Source organism: Ottowia beijingensis (genome assembly GCF_042680925.1).
Classification (GTDB): Bacteria; Pseudomonadota; Gammaproteobacteria; order Burkholderiales; family Burkholderiaceae_C; genus Ottowia; species Ottowia beijingensis.
In genome coordinates, this window is sequence record NZ_JBHUEP010000007.1 from 379,685 (window position 1) to 399,358 (window position 19,674).

General features: G+C 68.5%; 14 protein-coding genes and 2 pseudogenes. 12 read left to right on the forward strand and 4 right to left on the reverse strand.

The features are described 5' to 3' along the window. Positions 1 to 109: 109 nt before the first annotated feature. The 12 genes and pseudogenes from ACFSCU_RS11200 to ACFSCU_RS11255 all read left to right on the forward strand — a co-directional run bounded on the left by ACFSCU_RS11200 (position 110) and on the right by ACFSCU_RS11255 (position 15,256). Positions 110 to 1,318, forward strand: coding sequence for a CaiB/BaiF CoA transferase family protein (locus ACFSCU_RS11200; protein WP_180551271.1), 1,209 nt, complete (start codon positions 110 to 112; stop codon positions 1,316 to 1,318). Positions 1,319 to 1,357: 39 nt separating this feature from the next. Then, positions 1,358 to 2,353 carry a Bug family tripartite tricarboxylate transporter substrate binding protein gene (locus ACFSCU_RS11205; protein WP_180551272.1) on the forward strand — a complete coding sequence of 332 codons (996 nt, stop codon included), beginning with the start codon at positions 1,358 to 1,360 and terminating at the stop codon, positions 2,351 to 2,353. Between the two features lie 186 nt (positions 2,354 to 2,539). Beyond that, the gene (locus tag ACFSCU_RS11210) at positions 2,540 to 3,691 is read left to right on the forward strand and encodes an ABC transporter substrate-binding protein (RefSeq protein WP_180551273.1); all 1,152 of its coding nucleotides are present in this window, start codon (positions 2,540 to 2,542) and stop codon (positions 3,689 to 3,691) included. Between the two features lie 125 nt (positions 3,692 to 3,816). Further along, the gene (locus ACFSCU_RS11215; RefSeq protein WP_333705628.1) at positions 3,817 to 4,845 is read left to right on the forward strand and encodes a branched-chain amino acid ABC transporter permease; all 1,029 of its coding nucleotides are present in this window, start codon (positions 3,817 to 3,819) and stop codon (positions 4,843 to 4,845) included. Continuing rightward, entirely contained in the window at positions 4,842 to 6,647 is a 1,806-nt protein-coding gene (locus ACFSCU_RS11220) for a branched-chain amino acid ABC transporter ATP-binding protein/permease (protein ID WP_333705629.1), read from the forward strand. Before ACFSCU_RS11215 ends, ACFSCU_RS11220 begins: the two co-directional genes overlap by 4 nt. After that, positions 6,644 to 7,408 carry an ABC transporter ATP-binding protein gene (locus tag ACFSCU_RS11225; RefSeq protein ID WP_377560708.1) on the forward strand — a complete coding sequence of 255 codons (765 nt, stop codon included), beginning with the start codon at positions 6,644 to 6,646 and terminating at the stop codon, positions 7,406 to 7,408. Before ACFSCU_RS11220 ends, ACFSCU_RS11225 begins: the two co-directional genes overlap by 4 nt. Positions 7,409 to 7,668: 260 nt before the next feature. Next, positions 7,669 to 9,219: pseudogene (gene paaZ, locus ACFSCU_RS11230) on the forward strand (phenylacetic acid degradation bifunctional protein PaaZ); the annotation flags it as partial. 248 nt (positions 9,220 to 9,467) lie between these two features. Next, positions 9,468 to 9,920 (forward strand): c-type cytochrome, encoded by a 453-nt coding sequence (locus tag ACFSCU_RS11235; protein ID WP_180551277.1) that lies wholly within the window; start codon positions 9,468 to 9,470, stop codon positions 9,918 to 9,920. A 20-nt stretch (positions 9,921 to 9,940) separates the two neighbouring features. Next, the gene (locus ACFSCU_RS11240) at positions 9,941 to 11,398 is read left to right on the forward strand and encodes a cbb3-type cytochrome c oxidase subunit I (RefSeq protein WP_180551278.1); all 1,458 of its coding nucleotides are present in this window, start codon (positions 9,941 to 9,943) and stop codon (positions 11,396 to 11,398) included. 110 nt (positions 11,399 to 11,508) lie between these two features. Beyond that, positions 11,509 to 12,321 carry a CbbQ/NirQ/NorQ/GpvN family protein gene (locus ACFSCU_RS11245; protein ID WP_377560709.1) on the forward strand — a complete coding sequence of 271 codons (813 nt, stop codon included), beginning with the start codon at positions 11,509 to 11,511 and terminating at the stop codon, positions 12,319 to 12,321. A gap of 151 nt (positions 12,322 to 12,472) precedes the next feature. After that, positions 12,473 to 14,491, forward strand: coding sequence for a nitric oxide reductase activation protein NorD (locus ACFSCU_RS11250; protein WP_377560711.1), 2,019 nt, complete (start codon positions 12,473 to 12,475; stop codon positions 14,489 to 14,491). 63 nt (positions 14,492 to 14,554) lie between these two features. Beyond that, the gene (locus ACFSCU_RS11255) at positions 14,555 to 15,256 is read left to right on the forward strand and encodes a Crp/Fnr family transcriptional regulator (protein ID WP_377560712.1); all 702 of its coding nucleotides are present in this window, start codon (positions 14,555 to 14,557) and stop codon (positions 15,254 to 15,256) included. Between the two features lie 228 nt (positions 15,257 to 15,484). Here the strand turns inward: ACFSCU_RS11255 and ACFSCU_RS11260 are convergent, their stop codons facing one another. From ACFSCU_RS11260 to ACFSCU_RS11275, 4 genes and pseudogenes are all read right to left on the reverse strand, one after another. Beyond that, positions 15,485 to 17,092, reverse strand: coding sequence for a cytochrome D1 domain-containing protein (locus tag ACFSCU_RS11260; protein ID WP_377560713.1), 1,608 nt, complete (start codon positions 17,090 to 17,092; stop codon positions 15,485 to 15,487). A gap of 42 nt (positions 17,093 to 17,134) precedes the next feature. Next, on the reverse strand, positions 17,135 to 18,391 hold the full coding sequence (gene nirJ, locus ACFSCU_RS11265) for a heme d1 biosynthesis radical SAM protein NirJ (protein ID WP_180551280.1): 1,257 nt from the start codon (positions 18,389 to 18,391) through the stop codon (positions 17,135 to 17,137). Positions 18,392 to 18,587: 196 nt separating this feature from the next. Continuing rightward, positions 18,588 to 19,073 (reverse strand): siroheme decarboxylase subunit beta, encoded by a 486-nt coding sequence (gene ahbB, locus ACFSCU_RS11270; protein ID WP_308645934.1) that lies wholly within the window; start codon positions 19,071 to 19,073, stop codon positions 18,588 to 18,590. Positions 19,074 to 19,184: 111 nt separating this feature from the next. Then, positions 19,185 to 19,664: pseudogene (locus ACFSCU_RS11275) on the reverse strand (Lrp/AsnC family transcriptional regulator); the annotation flags it as partial. Positions 19,665 to 19,674 lie beyond the last annotated feature (10 nt).

Here is a 19,674-nt window from a genome sequence, read left to right on the forward strand (position 1 = left end):
TTGATATATAAGAAATTCAGATGGTTTTTTATATGAAAATGGCTTGAGCAGGGCGCAAGCAGCTATCATTTTCTTCAAGTTTGACCACCACCCGGAACCCGACCAGCGCATGAACCCATCCACCCCGCACACGGCACGCCGACCCCTCGAAGGCCTGCGCGTGGTCGAATTCACCCACATGGTCATGGGCCCCACCTGCGGGCTGGTGCTGGCCGATCTGGGGGCCGAGGTCATCAAGGTCGAGCCCATCGAGGGCGACCGCACGCGCCACCTGCTGGGCGCGGGCGCGGGCTTCTTCCCGATGTTCAACCGCGGCAAGAAAAGCATTGCCATCGACCTGCACCAGCCCGAGGGCGCCGCCGTGGCGCGCCGGCTGGCCGCCAGCGCCGACGTGGTGGCCGAGAACTTCAAGCCCGGCACGATGAAGAAATACGGGCTCGACTACGCCGCGCTGTCGCAGGTGAACGAGCGCCTGATCTACGTCAGCCTGAAGGGCTTTCTGCCCGGCCCCTACGAACACCGCACCGCGCTCGACGAGGTGGTGCAGATGATGGGCGGCCTGGCCTACATGACGGGCCGCCCGGGTGACCCGCTGCGCGCCGGGACCAGCGTGAACGACATCATGGGCGGCATGTTCGGCGCCATCGGCGCGCTGGGCGCGCTGGTGCAGCGCGGCATCACCGGCAAGGGGCAGGAAGTGCAGAGCGCGCTGTTCGAGAACAACGTGTTCCTGGTCGGCCAGCACATGCTGCAATACGCCATCACCGGCCAGCCGGCCGCGCCCATGCCCGAGCGCATCAGCGCCTGGGCGGTGTACGACGTGTTCACGGTGAAGGACGGCGAGCAGATCTTCCTGGCCGCGGTGAGCGATGCGCAGTGGCGCACCTTCTGCGATGCGCTGGGCTTTGGCGACCTGCGCGACCGGCCCGAATACGCCACCAACAACGAGCGCGTGCGCCAGCGGCCGACGCTGCTGCCCGTGCTGCGCGAGCGCCTGGCCACGCGCAGCGCGGCCGAACTGGCAGCGCTGTTCGAGCGCGCCGGCCTGCCGTTCGCACCCATCCGCAAGCCCGAGGAACTGTTCGACGACGAGCACCTGCAGGCCACCGGCGGGCTGGCCGACATCACGCTGACCGACGGTGCGCGCGCCGGCCAGACCACGCAGACCACGCTGCTGCCCTTCACCCTGGCGGGCGAACGCCTGGGCGTCGGCGCGCAGCCGCCGCGCATGGGTGCCGATACGGCGGCGGTGCTGGCCGAGATCGGCTACGCTGCTTCAGAAATAGAAGCGCTTCGCGCCGGCCACGCGGTCGCCTGAGGCCGATTTCGTTCAAATAACCACCTGGAGACACCGAACATGAGCACCCATCGTTCAAACCCCACGCGCCGCGCCGCGCTGTCCGCACTGACCGCGCTGGCCGCACTGGCCGGTGGCGGCCTGCCGCTGGCCGCGCAGGCGCAGGCCAACACCGTCAAGCTGGTGCTGCCCAACGCGGCCGGCTCGGGCGTCGACACCATCGCACGCGCCGCCCAGGCCGCGCTGGCCAAGGCGCTGGGCCAGTCGGTGGTGGTCGACAACCAGCCCGGCGCCAGCGGCGTGATCGGCCTGCAGGCGCTGAACCGCGCCGCGCCCGACGGGCAGACCTTCTCCATCGTCAGCAACAACGTCGTCATCCTGCCGCACGTGCTCAAAAGCGTGCCGTTCAGGATGCCGGACGACTTCACGCCGATTGCCGTGATCGGCGCCACGCCGCTGGTGCTGGTGGCCAACCCGGCCAAGGTGGCGGCCAGCAACAGCAAGGAGTTCGTCGCGCTGCTCAAGGCCAGGCCCGACGGCTACAACTTTGCCAGCGGCGGCACCGGCACCATCCTGCACCTGGCGGCCGAGATGTTCCTGGACGAAGCCAAGGTGCAGGCCCGGCACATCCCCTACAAGGGCGTGGGCCAGATGGTGACCGACCTGCTGGGCGGGCAGGTGGACTTCGGCGTGCTGGGCATCAACGTGGCACTGCCGCACATGCAGACCGGCGCGCTGAAGGCGATCGGCGTGTCCAGCGCGGCGCGCAGCCCCGCCGCGCCCAACCTGCCCACCTTTGCCGAACAGGGCCTGCCCGGCTACGTGGTCGACGGCTGGATCGCCGTGCTGGGGCCGAAGAACCTGCCCGCCGCGCAGGTCAAGCGCATGCACGACGCGCTGGTGGCCGCCTTCGACGCGCCCGAGGTGAAGGAAGCCATGGCCAAGCAGGGCAACGTGATCCACGTCAGCACGCCCGAGCAGGCGCTGGCCACCTTCCGCCAGGAGGGCGCGCGCTTTGGCGAGCTGGTGAAGAAGGCGGGCGTGACGGCGCAGTAAACACTGCCGAAGCATCACGCCACGCTAGGGTTATTCCCAAGCAGATCGCACCGGGCAACAGGCAAAAAAGTGCACATCGGTCGATAGAATTAACCGACCGATCGGTCAGCTTATGGCTTGGTGCCATCGGGCGGCACTGTCACACCGCCCCTGACCGGTTTCATTTTTCTGTCTGGAGACAACCCCATGAAGTTGAAGAAGTTGGCGCTGCTCGGCGCCGCCGTGCTGGGCTTTTCGACGGCCGCGCTGGCCGAGATCACCGTCGGCGTCACCGTGTCGGCCACCGGCCCGGCCGCCTCGCTGGGCATTCCCGAGCGCAACACCTTCGCGCTGATGCCCAAGACCATCGCCGGCCAGCCCGTCAACTACATCGTGCTGGACGATGCCTCCGACACCACGCAGGCCGTCACCAACACGCGCCGCCTGATCAGCGAGCGCAAGGTCGACGTCATCATCGGCTCGTCCACCACGCCCAACTCGCTGGCCATGATCGACGCCGTGGCCGAGGCCAAGACGCCGATGATCTCGATCGCCGCCTCGGCCGCCATCATCGAGCCGCAGGACGAGAAGAAGCGCTGGGTGTTCAAGACGCCGCAGAACGACATCATGATGGCCCTGGCCATTGCCGACCACATGGCCAGCAACGGCGTCAAGACGGCGGCCTACATCGGCTTTGCCGACGCCTATGGCGAGGGCTGGTACCGCGAATTCTCGAAGGCGCTGGAGCTGAAGAAGATCCAGCTGGTGGCCAACGAGCGCTTCTCGCGCACCGACACCGCCGTCACCGGCCAGGTGCTGAAGATCATGGCCGCCAAGCCCGACGCGGTGCTGGTGGGCGGCTCCGGCACGCCCGCCGCGCTGCCGCAGAAGACGCTGAAGGAGCGCGGCTACACCGGCAAGTACTACCAGACGCACGGCGTGGCCAACGCCGACTTCCTGCGCGTGGGCGGCAAGGACGTGGAAGGCACCTACCTGCCCGCCGGCCCGGTGCTGGTGGCCGAGCAGCTGCCGGCCAGCAACCCGGTGCGCAAGGCGGCCACCGAATACGTCAAGGCCTACGAGGGCGCGCACGGCAAGGGCACGGTCTCGGGCTTCGGCGCCCACGCCTGGGATGCCGGCCTGATCCTGCAGGCCGCCGTGCCCGCGGCGCTGAAGAAGGCCAAGCCCGGCACGCCCGAGTTCCGCGCCGCGCTGCGCGACGCGCTGGAAAACGACGTCAAGGAGGTGGCCGGCGCGCACGGCATCTTCAACATGTCGCCCAAGGACCACCTGGGCCTGGACCAGCGCGCCCGCGTGATGGTCAGGATCGAAAACGGCCAGTGGAAGTACCAGCCCTGATCGTTTGATGTCAAAATGAGCTGCAGCGCTTGCTGGAAAAGCGCAGGTAGCTACAACAACAATAGCAAAAGGCGCCCGCGGAATCTCGGTTCCGCAGTGGGCGTCGTTTTGCCGAGGCGGGACGCATGGATTCTCAGATCGCGCTGATGCTGGCGCAGGACGGCGTGGTGAACGGCGCCGTGTACGGACTGATGGCGCTGGCCCTGGTGCTGGTGTTTTCGGTCACGCGGGTCATCTTCATTCCCCAGGGCGAGTTCGTCGCCTATGCGGCGCTGGCCATGGCGGCGCTGCAGACAGGCAAGGTGCCGCCCATCATCTGGATGCTGCTGACCATGGCCGCGCTGACGCTGGCCGTGGAGGGCTGGCGCCACCTGCGCGGCACGCGCGTGGCCTGGAAGCCGACGCTGGTCTGGGCCGTGCTGCTGCCGTTGATTGCCGTGGCCCTGGTGTGGGGCCTCAAGCCCACGTCGCAGTTCGGGCAGACGCTGGCGGTGCTGGCGCTGATCGTGCCCATGGGGCCGCTGGTGTACCGCCTGGCGTTCCGCCCGCTGGCGCACGCCACGGTGCTGATCCTGCTGATCGTGTCGGTGGCGCTGCACCTGGCCATGATGGGCCTGGGGCTGTTCTTCTTCGGCGCCGAGGGCTCGCGCACCACGCCGATGTCCGAGGCGCGCTGGGATCTGGGCGGGCTGCCGGTCACCGGGCAGTCGCTGGTGGTCATCGGCACGGCCATCGTGCTGGTGGTGCTGATGTTCCTGTTCTTCGAGCGCTCCATCATCGGCAAGGCGCTGCGCGCCACCGCCATCAACCAGACCGGCGCGCGGCTGATGGGCATCCCGACCGAGCTGTCGGGCGACCTGAGCTTTGCGCTGGCGGCGCTGATCGGCGCCGTCTGCGGCATCCTGATCGCGCCCATCACCACCATCTATTTCGACACCGGCTTCCTGATCGGCCTGAAGGGCTTCGTGGCCGGCATCATCGGCGGGCTGTCGAGCTACCCGCTGGCGCTGGCCGGCGCGCTGCTGGTGGGCCAGCTCGAATCGTTCTCGTCGTTCTGGGCCAGCGCGTTCAAGGAAGTCATCGTGTTCACCCTGATCATCCCGGTGCTGTGGTGGCGCTCGATCAACACGCACCACGTGGAGGACGAGGAATGACCTCCAGGCACGTCACGTGGATCTTCATCGCGCTGCTGGCGCTGGCCTGGGGCTTTCTGCCGCCGTTCACCGTCACGCTGCTGAACTACATCGGCCTGTACTCGATGGTGGCCGTGGGGCTGGTGCTGCTGACCGGCGTGGGCGGCATGACCTCGTTCGGCCAGGCGGCCTTCGTCGGCCTGGGGGCGTATGCCACGGCCTGGGTCAGCGGCAACCCGCAGGTCGGCGAGGCGCTGGCCGCCATTCCGCCCGGCCTGCTGCCGTGGCTGGGGCTGCTGCTGGGGCTGGCGGTGACGGCGCTGGTGGCCTGGGCGCTGGGCGCGGTCACGCTGCGCCTGTCGGGCCACTACCTGCCGCTGGGCACCATCGCCTGGGGCCTGAGCCTGTACTACATCTTCGGTAACCTGCAGGTGCTGGGCGGCCACACCGGGCTGGCGGGGCTGCCGTCGCTGGGCCTGTTCGGGCTCGACATGACCTCGCCGCGCGTGCTGGGCGTGTTCATCTGGGCCTTGCTGCTGGTCATGATCTGGGCGCTGCACAACCTGCTGGATTCGCGCGAGGGCCGGGCCATCCGCTCGCTCAAGACCGGCCGCGTGATGGCCGAGTCGATGGGCGTCGACACGGCGCGCCAGCGCATCAAGCTGTTCGTGCTGGCGGCGCTGCTGGCGGCGGTGTCGGGCTGGCTGTATGCGCACCTGCAGCGCTTCGTCAACCCCACGCCGTTCAACCTCAACATCGGCATCGAATACCTGTTCATGGCCGTGGTGGGCGGCTCGGGCTACCTGTGGGGCGCGGTGCTGGGCGCCACTCTCATCACGCTGCTGAAGGCCGAGCTGCAGGACTGGCTGCCCAAGCTGCTGGGCACCAGCGGCAATTTCGAGATCGTGGTGTTCGGCCTGCTGATGCTGCTGGTGCTGCAGCGCGCCGCCGACGGCCTGTGGCCGCTGATCGCCGGTGCCACGCGCCGCTTCATCCAGCCGGCCCAGCGCGGCGGCAAGCAGGCGGCGGCCGCGCCACTGGCGCAGCGCGCGCTGCCGGCGCTGGGCACCGTGGTGCTGGATGCCAGCGACGTGACCAAGCGCTTCGCCGGCCTGGTGGCCAACAACGCCGTCAACCTGGACGTGAAGGCCGGCGAGGTGCACGCGCTGATCGGCCCCAACGGCGCCGGCAAGAGCACCTTCTTCAACATGATCTCGGGCGTGGACGACCCCACCACCGGCACCGTCAGCCTGATGGGCCAGCCCATGGCAGGCAAGCCCTCGCGCGCGTTCGCCAGGCTGGGCCTGGGCCGCACCTTCCAGCACGTGCGCCTGCTGGGCCAGCGCAGCGTGCTCGAGAACGTGGCCCTGGGCGCGCACCTGCGCGGCCAGCGCGGCTGGGTGGCGGCCATGCTGCGCACTGACCGCGCCGAAGAGGCCGCCCTGCTGGCCGAGGCGCGCCGCCAGATCGAGCGCTGCGGCCTGCTCGACTACATCGACACGCCGGCCGCCTCGCTGCCGCTGGGGCAGCAGCGCATCGTCGAAATCGCGCGGGCGCTGGCCGGCCAGCCCAGCCTGCTGCTGCTGGACGAGCCGGCCGCCGGCCTGCGCCACCTCGAGAAGCAATCGCTGGCCAAGCTGCTGTCGCAGCTGCGCGCCGAGGGCTTGGCCATTCTGGTGGTGGAACACGACATGGAATTCGTCATGAACCTGGCCGACCGGGTGACGGTGCTGGAGTTCGGCACCGTCATCGCCAGCGGCACGCCCGCTGCCGTGCAGGCCGATCCGCGCGTGCTGGCCGCCTATCTGGGGGGTGACCTGTGAGCAAGCCCCTGCTGGAACTTGAAAACTTCTCCGTCTGCTACGGCCCGGTGGAAGCCGTGCACCAGGTGGCGCTGACGGTGGGCGAGGGCGAGATCGTCACCGTCATCGGCCCCAACGGCGCCGGCAAATCCACGCTGCTGAACGCCATCATGGGCCTGCTGGGCTCCAGCGGCACGCTCAGGCTGGGCGGACAGCCGATGGCGCGGCCGAGCGTCGAGGCCATGGTGGACGCCGGCGTTGGCCTGGTGCCCGAAAAGCGCGAGCTGTTCGGCGAGATGTCGGTTGAGGACAACCTGCTGCTGGGCGGCTTTGCGCGCTGGCGGCGCGGCCAGCGCGACCAGAAGGAGCGCATGGCCGAGGTGTTCAAGCTCTTCCCGCGCATGCAGGAGCGCCGCGCGCAGATGGCGTCCACGCTGTCGGGCGGCGAGCGCCAGATGCTGGCCATCGGCCGCGCGCTGATGGCGCGCCCGCGCCTGCTGATGCTGGACGAGCCCTCGCTGGGACTGGCGCCGCTGATCGTGCGCGAGGTGCTGAACATCGTCGCCTCGCTGCGCGACATGGGTGTGTCGGTGCTGCTGGTCGAGCAGAACGCGCGCGCCGCGCTGAACGTGGCCGACCGCGGCTACGTGCTGGAGATGGGCGAGGTGGCGCTGACCGGCGCGGCGGGCGAGCTGATGCACGACCGGCGCGTGATCGAAACCTATCTGGGCGTGGGCGGAAACAAAGCTCCCCCTGAGGCGCCTGCGGCGCCTTCCCCCTGAGAGGGACGACGCTCTTGCCCGGGGGGACCCCGGGCACGGCGTCCTGTCGTGGCCTGCTCCGCGGCCATTGCGGAGGCTTGCTGCGCAGCCTTCAGGGTATCAATAAAGATAGCTGGTTGCGCTTGTCCTGAGTGGTTTTCAGATGGTTTTCATATTGAAATCAAGGTGCAGGGGGCGCAAGCAGTTATCAAATTGATGAACATCCGGCTTCGATACATTCGAACCATCTGTCGTTTTTCTGGCATTCACGGAGACTTCCCATGACCCAACTTCAAAGCTACATCGCCGGCCGCTGGATCGGCAGCCAGCCCGCGCAGGCGCTGCGCAGCGCCATCGACGGCGCGGTGGTCGCGCACACGCACGACGAGGCCATCGACTTCGGCGAGGCGCTGCACTACGCCCGCACCACGGGCCTCGCCGCCATGCGCCAGACCGACTTCCAGCAGCGCGCCGGCATGCTGAAGGCCCTGGCCAAGTACCTGGGCGAGCGCAAGGAGGAGATGTACGCGCTGTCGTTCCACACCGGCGCCACGCGCACCGACGGCTGGGTCGACATCGAGGGCGGCACGGGCACGCTGTTCGCCTACGCCAGCATGGCCAAGGAGCTGCCCCCAGCCGGCAACCTGTGGCACGAAGGCCCGCAGGTGCCGCTGGGCAAGACTGGCGCCTTCGCCGGCACGCACGTGCTGGTGCCGCGCGGCGGCGTGGCGGTACACATCAACGCCTTCAACTTCCCCGTGTGGGGCCTGCTGGAGAAATTCGCGCCCACCTTCCTGGCCGGCATGCCCTGCATCGGCAAGCCGGCCACGGCCACCAACTTCCTGACCGAGAAGCTGGTGCGCCTGGTCAACGACTCCGGCATCCTGCCCGAGGGCGCGCTGCAGCTCGTCATCGGCGGCACGGGCGACCTGCTGAACCGGCTGGATGTGCGCGACGTGGTCACCTTCACCGGCTCGGCCGACACGGCGGCCAAGCTGCGTGTCACGCCCAACCTGGTGGCCAAGAGCATTCCGTTCAACGCCGAGGCCGACTCGCTGAACTGCGCCATCTTGGCGCCCGACGTGACGACTGACGACGAGGAGTTCGACCTGTTCGTGAAGGAAATCGCGCGCGAGATGACGCAGAAGGCGGGCCAGAAGTGCACCGCCATCCGCCGCGCGCTGGTGCCGGCTGACAAGATCGACGCCGTCGCCGCCAAACTCAAGGAGCGCCTGGCCAAGACCACCGTGGGCGATCCGCGGCTGGAGAACGTGCGCATGGGCGCGCTGGCCTCCAAGGCGCAGCAGGCCGACGTGGCCGAGCGCGTGGCCACGCTGCGCCAGGGTGCCGAGGTGGTGTTCGGCGGCGGCGGCGAAGGTTTTGCGCCGGTGGGCGAGGGCGTGGGCGAGGGCGCCTTCTTCCAGCCCACGCTGCTGCTGGCGCGCGATCCGCAAGGCCATGCCGCGCACGATGTCGAGGCCTTCGGCCCCGTCAGCACGCTGATGCCCTATAACGGCATCGACGAGGCCATCGCGCTGGCCGCCAAGGGGCAGGGCAGCCTGGCCGGCACGCTGGTGACCAAGGACAGCGCCACCGCCGCCCAGGCCATTGCCGAACTCGCGTCGATGCACGGCCGCCTGCAGGTGCTCGACCGCGTGGCCGCGCCCGAATCCACCGGCCACGGCTCGGCGCTGCCGTACCTCAAGCACGGCGGCCCCGGCCGTGCGGGCGGCGGTGAGGAACTGGGCGGCCTGCGCGCCGTCAAGCACCTGATGCAGCGCGCGGCGGTGCAGGGTTCGCCCGCCATGCTGGCGGCGGTGACGGGCGACAATGCTGCGTAACTATTGTTTTGATAGCTGCCAGCGCTTGCTGCGCGGGCGCTGAAGGCCGAAAAGGCTTGATAGCGTGAGAAAAGCCGCCGTTCCTGCAACGGCGGCTTTTTTCTGGCCGGGGGTGTGCGAAAGTCCCCACCAAATTTCCGACTAAAGTGCTCTGTCATTCTTGACTTGCTTCAAGGACGCCCCATGGGCGGCTTCCTACGCTATGCGGGTTACTACCAAAAGCGAGCGAGGAAACGGTCATGAGCACTAACTCATCCGGCGGCTTCACCAAGGAGATGGCGCGCAACATCTTCTACGGTGGGTCGCTGTTTTTCATTCTGGTCTTCGTGGGGCTGGTGTTCCACTCCGAGCGCGTCATCCCCGAGCGGTCCAACAACGCCGCGCTGACCGAGGCCGTGGTGCGCGGCAAGCACGTGTGGGAGACCAACCAGTGCATCGGCTGCCATTCGCTGCTGGGCGAGGGCGCCTACTTCGCGCCCGAGCTGGGCAACGTGTACCAGCGCCGCGGTGGCGACGCCTCGGGTGGCCTCTTCATCAAGGCCTGGATGAAGGCGCAGCCCACCGGCACGCCGGGCCGCCGCCAGATGCCCAACTTCAACCTGACCGAGCAGCAGCTCGACGACCTGGTCGAGTTCCTGAAGTGGACCAACGGCATCAACACTGACAAGTGGCCGCCGAACATCGAGGGTTGATCCCGAGGAGGACATTCATCATGGCAAACATCCCAACCCTCAAGTACCAGTCGCAGGCGGTCGCCAAGCCGTACTTCATCGCCGCCATCGGCCTGTTCATCGGGCAGATCATCTTCGGCGTGGTGATGGGCATCCAGTACATCTACGGCGACTTCCTGTTCCCGGCCATCCCGTTCAACGTGGCCCGCATGGTGCACACCAACCTGCTCATCGTGTGGCTGCTGTTCGGCTTCATGGGCGCGGCCTACTACATGGTGCCCGAAGAGGCCGAGACCGAGCTGTACAGCCCCAAGCTGGCGCTGCTGATGTTCTGGGTCTTCCTCGTCGCGGGCGCCGCCACCGTCCTGGGCTACCTGCTGGTGCCCTACGCCAAGCTGGCCGAGATGACCGGCAACGATCTTCTGGCCACGATGGGGCGCGAGTTCCTCGAGCAACCCTTGCCGACCAAGGTGGGCATCGTTATCGTGGCGCTGGCCATGCTGTTCAACGTCAGCATGACCTACCTGAAGGGCCGCAAGACGACCATCACCACGGTGCTGCTGCTCGGCCTGTGGGGCCTGGCGCTGCTGTTTTTGTTCGCCTTCGTCAACCCGGCCAACCTGGTGCGCGACAAGATGTACTGGTGGTGGGTGGTGCACCTGTGGGTGGAAGGCGTGTGGGAGCTGATCCTGGCCGCCATCCTGGCCTACGTGCTGATCAAGACCACCGGCGTCGACCGCGAGGTGGTCGACAAGTGGGTCTACGTGATCATCGCCTTCGCGCTGTTCACCGGCATCCTGGGCACCGCGCACCACTACTACTTCATCGGTCTGCCGGGCTACTGGCACCTGGTGGGCAACATCTTCTCGTCGCTGGAGCCGATCCCCTTCTTCCTGATGACCATGTTCGCCTTCCGCATGGTGCAGCGCCGCCGCCGCGACCACGCCAACCAGGCCGCCGTGCTGTGGGCCGTGGGCTGCGCGGTGCTGGGCTTTCTGGGCGCGGGCGTGTGGGGCTTCCTGCACACGCTGAGCTTCGTGAACTACTACACCCACGGCTCGCAGATCACGGCATCGCACGGGCACCTGGCGTTCTACGGCGCCTACGTGCTGGTGGTCATCGCCGTCATCAGCTACGCCATGCCGCAGCTGCGCGGGCGCATCGCCAACAGCCACAAGGCGCAGTCGGTGGAGATGTGGTCGTTCTGGGTCATGAGCATCGGCATGGGCGTGATGGTGCTGGCGCTCACCGGCGCCGGCATCCTGCAGGTGTGGCTGCAGCGCATGCCCACCGAAGGCGCCATGCCCTTCATGGCCGCGCAGGAGCAGGTGGTGTTCTTCTACTGGATGCGCCTGTGGGGCGGCGTGGCCTTCCTGGCGGGCCTGATCATGTATGTGTGGAGCTTCTTCATCGGCGGTGCCCCGGCCGAGGAAGTGCTGGGCTCGCGCCGTGGCGGCCTGATGGCCAGCCCCGCGCAGCGCCGCCTGAAGCACGACTGATCACCCCGCTGATCGCCTGACCCTCGCCGCTGCGCCGCGGCTTCGATGAAAAAACCTTCATCGGGGCCGCGCCAGCGGCGAAACTGTTTCTCATGACCGCAGAAAACCCCATGTACCGAGCCGATTCCGCCAGCCAGGCCGCGCCCGCCATCCCGTTCTATGCCGAGCAGGCCGGCGAATGCCGCCTGTTCGAGCACGCCTTCCAGCAGCGCCTGCCGGTGCTGCTGAAAGGCCCCACCGGCTGCGGCAAGACGCGCTTCGTCGAACACATGGCCGCGCGCCTGGGCCGCCCGCTCATCACCGTGAGCTGCCACGACGACCTGACGGCCGCCGACCTGGTGGGCCGCCACCTGATCGGCGACGGCAACACGGTGTGGAACGACGGCCCGCTGGCGCGCGCCGTGCGCACCGGCGCCATCTGCTATCTCGACGAGGTGGTGGAGGCGCGCAAGGACACCACCGTGGTGCTGCACCCGCTGGCCGACGACCGCCGCGTGCTGCCCATCGAGCGTACGGGGGAAGAGCTGCAGGCGCCGCCCGGCTTCATGCTGGTAGTGTCGTACAACCCCGGCTACCAGAACCTGCTGAAAAGCCTGAAACCCAGCACGCGCCAGCGCTTCGTGGCGCTGACCTTCGACTACCCTGAACCCGAGATCGAGCGGCGCATCATCGAGGCCGAATCCGGCGCCGACGAACGCCTGGCGCACCGCCTGGTGCGGCTGGCCACGGCCCTGCGCCGCCTGACCGACCAGGACCTGGAAGAAACCGTCAGCACGCGCCTGCTGGTGGTGGCCGCGCGGCTCATCGTTTCCGGCCTGCCCGAGCAAGACGCCTGCCGCGCCGCCATCGTCGACGCCCTGACCGACGACCCCGACACCGCCGCCGCGCTGGACGAGGTGGTGCAGGCGGTGATCACGGAATGAGTGCCTTACTCCCGCAACGGCGTATCCGATCCGTCGGCCGCGGAGCAGGCCATGCCAGTGAACGCCGTGGCGGGACCTGTGCCGGCCACTGGCGTTGTCCCCCCTCCCATCGGAGAGGGGGGAAGGCGCGTCAGCGCCTCAGGGGGGTGTAGTGGAAGAATGGGTTGGCGAACGCTGGCACCGCTTCATCGCGCGGGTGGCGGATGCGACTTATCCGGAAGCTGCGGTGCCGCTGGAGCAGGTGCAGCGCGCGGTGCAGATGCTGTTTCGCGCCGGCGGTGGCGATGCGCTGGTGCGCGTGGTGCCCGCCACGGCGCAGAAGGTGGGCGGCCCGCGGGGCTGGCTACAGAAGATGGCCGGCGCGGGCGAGCGCGCCCCCACGCCCACGCTGGATGCGCAGACGCTGGCGCTGCCGCCGGTGCTGGCCGTGTTTCCGGATGTGCAGCTCAACCGCGACCTGTACCTGTGGCTGGCCGCCCAAGGCGCCTGTCACGTGGCCACGCCCGCCGGCTGGCTGGCCGACAACGTGGCCGCCACGCAGCGCGCGCTGCAGCGCTTTCCCGGCCTGCGTACACGCTATGCGCGCCTCGTGCAGGCGCACTTGGCGCAGCGCGCGGCGCCCTCGCGTCTGCAAGGCAGCGCGCGCGCCCTGGAGCAGGCGGTGCAGGACGCGCTTCGTGCCTCCCTCCCGGAAGGTGGGAGCGGGCTGGCCCGCGATGACGGCACCTCGCCCCCCACCAGCGCTGCATCGCAGGCAAGCCCGCTCCCACCGGCATCGGCCGTCGCGCCCACCACCATCGCGCCGGTCTGGCTGTGGCTGCAGGCGCTGCATGTGGGTGAGGATGCTGCAGAATCCGTAGCTGATGGCGCCGAGCCCGAGCTGCCCGAAGCCCGAAAGGAACCCGACAAGCCGGTGCAGCAGGACCACAAGCGCCGCCGCGCCCAGCGCACCGAGGACACCACCAGCAAGGACGGCCTGGTGATGTTCTTCCGTGCCGAATCCATCCTGAGCTGGAGCGAGTTCGTGCGCGTCAACCGCACCGGCGACGACGAGGACAACCAGGACTACAGCCGCGTGGCCGACGACATGGAGGAACTGCACATCGCCAACCGCAAGCCGGGCGAGTCGCTGGCCGCGCGCATCAAGTTCGACCTGGACCTGCCCAGCGCCAGCGCCGACGACCTGCCGGTGGGCGAGGGCGAGCCGCTGCCCGAGTGGGATTACAAGCGCCAGCAGCTGGTGGAAGGCCGCTGCCGCGCGCAACGCCTGCGCGCGCGCACCGAGCCGAAGGCGCCCGACGCCGCGGGTGCGGCCGCCAGCCCACCCGCCGGCGACGAGGCCGCCGCCGCATCGGCCGCGGAGACCGAGGCCGCGGCGCTGGCACGCCGCCTCAAGACCACCTCGCGCCAGGTGCGCCGCCGTTTCGAGGCCCTGCGCGCCGCGCCGCGCTGGCAGCACGGGCTGACGCAGGGCGACGAGCTGGACCTGGACGCCTGGGTGCGCCACCAGGTGGAGCGGCGCGATCGCGCGCACCGCCACACCGAATCGCCGGCCATCTTCTCGCGCCGCGTGCGCGCCGAACGCAGCCTGTCCACCGTGATCCTGGCCGACCTGTCGCTGTCGACCGACGCCTACGCCACGCAGACGGCGCGCGTGGTCGACCTGGTGCGCGACAGCCTGTTCGTGTTCGGCAACGCGCTGGAGGGCGTGGGCGACCCGTTCGAGATGCTGGGCTTTTCGTCGGTGCGCCGCGCCATCCGCATCCACGAGCTGAAGCGCTTTGGCGAACCGTGGAACGACGCCGCCCGCGCCCGCGTGGCCGCCATCAAGCCCGGCTTCTACACCCGCATGGGCGCCGCGGTGCGCTACGGCACCCAGCGCCTGGCCCAGCGGCCCGAGCGCCAGCGCCTGCTGCTGATCCTGTCGGACGGCAAGCCCAACGACCTGGACCACTACGAAGGCCGCCACGGGCTGGAAGACACGCGCCACGCCGTGCTGGCGGCGCGCGCGGCCGGCCTGGTGCCGTTCTGCGTCACCATCGACCAGGAGGCCAACCAGTACCTGCCGCGCCTGTTCGGCCTGCACGGCTACGCCCTGGTGCACCGGCCCGACCAGCTGGCGCGCGCGTTGACCCAGGTCTATGTGCGGCTCACGGCGGCTGTCAGATAGACTCGTCGGATCGCCCCAAGTTGGGGCGCGCGTGCTGCGCACTATCTGAAGGACGGCCTTGCCGTGGATCTCGAAAAATTCAATCTGCCCCGGTACCTCGCCACCCTGCCTCTGTTCTCGAACATGCGCGACGAGGAACTGCAACGCCTGGCCACGGGCTGCCAGTTGCGCCGCGTGGAGCGAGGCAAGGTGATTTTTCGCGCCGGTGACCCGTGCCACGAGTTCCACGTCAACGTGCTCGGCCAGGTCAAGCTGTTCGTCATCTCCCCCACCGGCACCGAGAAGGTGGTCGAGCTGGCCGGCCCCGGCAACAGCTTTGCCGAGGCGGTGATGTTCATGGGCGTGCCCTACGTGCTGTCGGCGCAGACGCTGACCGACTCGCTCATCCTCAGCATCGAGAAGGACATGGTGCTGCGCGAGATCGGCGCCAGCCCCGAATTCGCGCTGCGCATGCTGGCGGGGCTGTCGCGCCGGCTGCACGGCCTGATCAAGGACGTGGAAGCCTACGCGCTGCACAGCGGCGTGCAGCGCGTCATCGGCTACCTGCTGGGCGACGACAACCTGGATGAAACCGAAAACGCGTCGCAGGCCATCACCGTGTCGCTGCCCGTCAGCAAGGCGGCCATCGCCTCGCGCCTGTCGCTCACGCCCGAATACTTCTCGCGCGTGCTCAACGAGCTGGAAACCGCCGGCCTGATCCATGTCGACAAGCGCGACATCCACATCACCGACACGGCGCGGCTGGCGAATTACCAGCCGCGGTGAGGGCGGGCGGGCCCTTGTCTGGATGCTTCAATAAAGATAGCTGCTTGCGCCTGATTTTAAACGATTTCAGGCTGTTTTCTATCTGAAATCCTTGTGTGGCGGGCGCAAGCAGCTATCAATATTGATTGATCATCCACCAATCCGGGATGATGCGCGGCACTCATCTGCTGTGGGCACGATGAAGCCCCTCGTCGCCAATCAAGCCATGTCGAGCGTGCCCGCCCGGCTTCAGTGCGACGTGCCCTCGGAGCGCGTGATCTTGTTGAACACGTTGTACTTGCCCACCGGCTTCTTCATCGGCAGGCGCTTCACTTCCTTGAACGTCGCCGCGTCGTAGACGATCAGCGCGCCGTCGTCCTCCCACAGGCTGGCCAGCGCGTGCCTGCCGTCCTTGTCGAACTCGATGTGCGCCAGCGTCTTGCCCGGCTCGCCCTTCACCTCGGCCACCGGCTGCAGCGTGCGCTTGTCGATGATGGTCATGATGTGCTTGGCCTTGGGCGCCATCATCGAATCGGTCCAGGCGTAGGGCGTGTTCTCGTGGCTGCGCATGAAGAAGCCGGGGCCGGGCGTGGCGATGTCCTTCACCAGCTTCCAGGTCTTCATGTCGATCACGCTGATCACGCCGTCCTGCAGGTTGGGGCTGGCCAGCACGCGCGTGCCGCCGTGGTCGAAGGTGATGCCCGAGCCCAGGTGCGGCATGCCGGCAATCGGCAGCGTGGCGATCTTGCGCCGCACGTCCAGGTTCACCACCTGCCCGCTGGGCGTGCCGTCGGCATGCGGGCGCGACGCGCCCAGCGCGTAGGCATAGTCCTGGCTGAAGAAGAAATCGTCCAGCGGCTCCTCCAGCGGCGTGCGGCGCACGCCGAGAAAGCCCGGCTTGGCGATCGCTTCGCCCATCTTGTAGTCGTGCACCAGCCCGTCGTAGATCGGCGGCGCCTTCGGGTCGTAGCTGATCTCCCACAGCTCGGGGATGTCCTTCAGCGCCACCACGAAGCTCTTGCGCGGCTCGGCGTCGTACACGGCCGACGCGCGCGAGCTCTTGCTGCCGTCGAGCAACTGCGCGGGGTAGGTGCGCTGGTGCTTCAGCTCGGCGTCGAACAGCACCACGGTGTGAGGCAGGTAGTTGGCCGCCATCACCCACTGGCCGTCGCCGCTGACGGCGATGTTGCGCATGTTGATGCCGGCGCGCACCTCGGCCACGGTCTTCAGGTTCCACAGGTCGAACTTGGTGATCCAGCCGTCGCGCGAGCCGAAGAACACGTAGCGCCCATCGGGCGTGAACTTGGGCCCGCCGTGCAGCGCAAAGCGGCTGGCGAAGCGGTGGATGGGCTCGAACCGGTCGCCATCGAGCAGGGTGACGTGGTGGTCGCCGCCTTCGACGACCACGAACAGGTTCATCGGATCGGCGGACCACTGCGGCTTGGCGGGCCAGGTCTTCCAGCCTTCGGTCTCCACGCGGCTGGCGGCGATGTCGGCCGTTTCCCAGGACGGCGCGGGCGTGACCGGCGTGTAGATCCAGTCCGTCAGGGCGGTGATTTCCTCGGGCTTCAGCGCGTCCTTGAACGGCAGCATCTGCGTCGCCGCGCGGCCGTCGCGGATCACCTGCAGCGCCTGCGGCTTGCGCAGCCGCGACAGGCTTTCGGGCAGCAGCGCCGGCCCCATGCCGCCCAGGCGCTGCTCGCCGTGGCAGCTGGCGCAGTGTTGCTGGTACAGGGCCTGCACGGCCGCGTTGGCCGGTGCGGCCGGCGCGGCGGCAGGGGTCTGGGCGGTGGTTGCAGCGCTGGCCGCAAGCAGGAAAGCCGCCAGTCCGGTACGGCGAATGACTTCAAAAAACATAGCTGCTTGCGCTGGTGGGGTGGGCGTTAAAGCCCGATTGGATCATGAATCGGTGGGCACCAGTTCGATCACGCGGCGCTTGGACGAGAACGCCGTGGTCTCCACGCGCTCGTCGCTGCTTTCCACGCCGATCTCCTCGTCGGTCAGGTAGCAGCCCGGGTCTTCGGCCCAGGCGTCGCCCGTCACCTGCTGCGCGCGCACGCGGGTGTTGCCGCCACAGATGGCGAAGTACTGGCAGGCGCCGCAGCGGCCCGTGACGGGACGCGGCCTGGCCTTCAGGCCGGCCATCAGCGGGTCGCTGGTGTCGTGCCAGATGTCGGAGAACGGCCGCGCCTTGACGTTGCCCAGCGAGTAATGCCACCACATGGTGTCGGGGTGCACGTCGCCCACGTTGTCGATGTTGGCGATGTTGACGCCGGAGCTGTTGCCGCCCCAGGCCGTGAGGCGCTGGCGCACGTCGTCTGCCCAGCGCGGCAGGCGCTGCTCGACCCACTGCAGCAGGTACACGCCGTCGGCGTCGTTGTTGCCCGTGACGTACTCGTGGTTGCCGCCGGCCTGCGCGTCGGCCCAGGCGGTTTCGTACAGCAGATCCAGCGCCTGGCGCGTGGCCAGGTGGCGCGCGTCCTTGCCGCGGTGGATGTTGCCGCGCCCGGCGTAGTTGAGGTGGCTGAAGTAGAACTTGTCGACGCCCTCGTCCTTCATCAGCTGCAGCAGCTTGGGCAGGTCGAACGCGTTCAGCTCGGTCATGGTGAAGCGCAGGCCGACCTTGGTGCCGAGTTTCTGCAGATGCCGCACGGCGGCCAGGCTGCGGTCGAAGGCGCCTTCGAGCCGGCGGAACTTGTCGTGCGTGGCGCCGATGCCGTCGAGGCTGATGCCCACGTAGTCGAAGCCGTGGTCGTGGATGCGCCGGGCCAGCGGCTCGTCGATGAGCGTGCCGTTGGTCGACAGGCCGACGTAGAACTTCAGCTGCTTGGCGCGCTCGGCCACCTCGAAGATGTCGGGCCGCAGCAGCGGCTCGCCGCCCGAGAGGATGAGCGCCGGCACCTTGAAGGCGTGCAGGTCGTCCATCACGTCAAACACCTGCTGCGTGCTCAGCTCGCCGGGGTAATCGTGGTCGGCGCTGAAGGCGTAGCAGTGCTTGCAGGTCAGGTTGCAGCGGCGGATCAGGTTCCAGATCACCACCGGACCGGTGTGCGGGCGCAGCGCGCCGCCTTCGCCGCCGCGGCGCTTCGGTGCCGGATAGGCCCCGGTGGCCTCGGCCTGGGCCAATTCGTGCATGAAGTGGGAGATGCGGAACATGGGCGTGCCCTCTGGCTGGCTGCGGATGAACCCATCTTAGGCTGGCAGGGGGTGCCAGCCATGATGTGAGTCAATTTCGGCGGGTGTCTGGCCGTTCCCGACTGATTTGCTATCAATAAAATAGCTGTCTTCGCAGAAGGGGCAAGCGCTGAAGCCCGAAAAGGCTTGAAGAATCGGCGGCGCCGGGCCGCCCGGGTCAGTCGATGGGCTGGCGCAGCCGCAGGCCAGTCTTCTTGAGGATGGCGCTGGAGAACAGCACGTCGTGCGCACGGCAGGCCGGGCCCAGCAGCTCGGCCACCTGCTCGGCCTGCGCCAGCACCTCGTCACGCGTGTGGCCGTGCAGCATGGCGAACAGGTTGTAGCGCCACACGCCGGCCTTGCGCGGGCGGCGGTAGCAGTGGCTCACGGCGGGCTGGCTGCCCAGCAGCTCGCCCAGGCGGTCGACGTGCTCGTCGGCCACGTCCCACACGCTCATGCCGTTGGCGGCGTAGCCGAGGCGGTAGTGGTTGGGCACGGCGGCAATGCGGCGCACCACGCCGGCGGCCAGCAGCTCGGCCAGGCGCGTGCGCACGGCCTCGCCCGTGCTGCCCAGCATGGCAGCCACGGTGTCGTAGGGGCGCGCCACCAGGGGCAGGCCGGACTGCGTGGCGGCGATGAGCTGGCGGTCGAAGTCGGTCAGCACGGTGGGCTGCGCTGTCGGCGCATGGGCCGGCAGGGCGCGGGCGGGCGCTTCGCCCACGCGCGGCGCGGGTGACAGCAGCGGCAGGTACAGGCCGACGAAATACTCGCGCTCCTTGGGGAAGGCGTGCACGGGCAGGCCGGTGGCGGCCTCGATGCGGTCGCACGCGGCCCAGGCGGCCTCGGGCGTTTCGGCCGCCACCACGAACCACATGTTCAGCACATGGTCGCGCCGGTAGTTGTGGGCCACCTCGGGCAGGGCGTTGACCAGCGCCGTGACCTCGGCGTAGCGCTCGTCGGGCACCTGCAGCGCCGCCAGGATGAACTGGCCGCCCGCGCGCTCGATGTGGAACAGCGGCCCGAAGCGCGTGAGCACGCCGCTCTTCAGCAGCCGGTGCAGGCGCTCGATGACCTGCGGCTCGGCCATCCCCAGTTCGGCCGCGATGTCGGCAAACGGGCGCTCGGTGGTCGGCAGGCTGTGCTGCAGGCGGTCGATGAGGCGGGCGTCTTCCAGTTCGATGCCGGCGGGCAGGCGCAACAGGTCGGTGGGGGTGTCAGAGCGCATCGAAGATCTCCTGTGAGCGTTGCGCGGCATTGCACGCGGA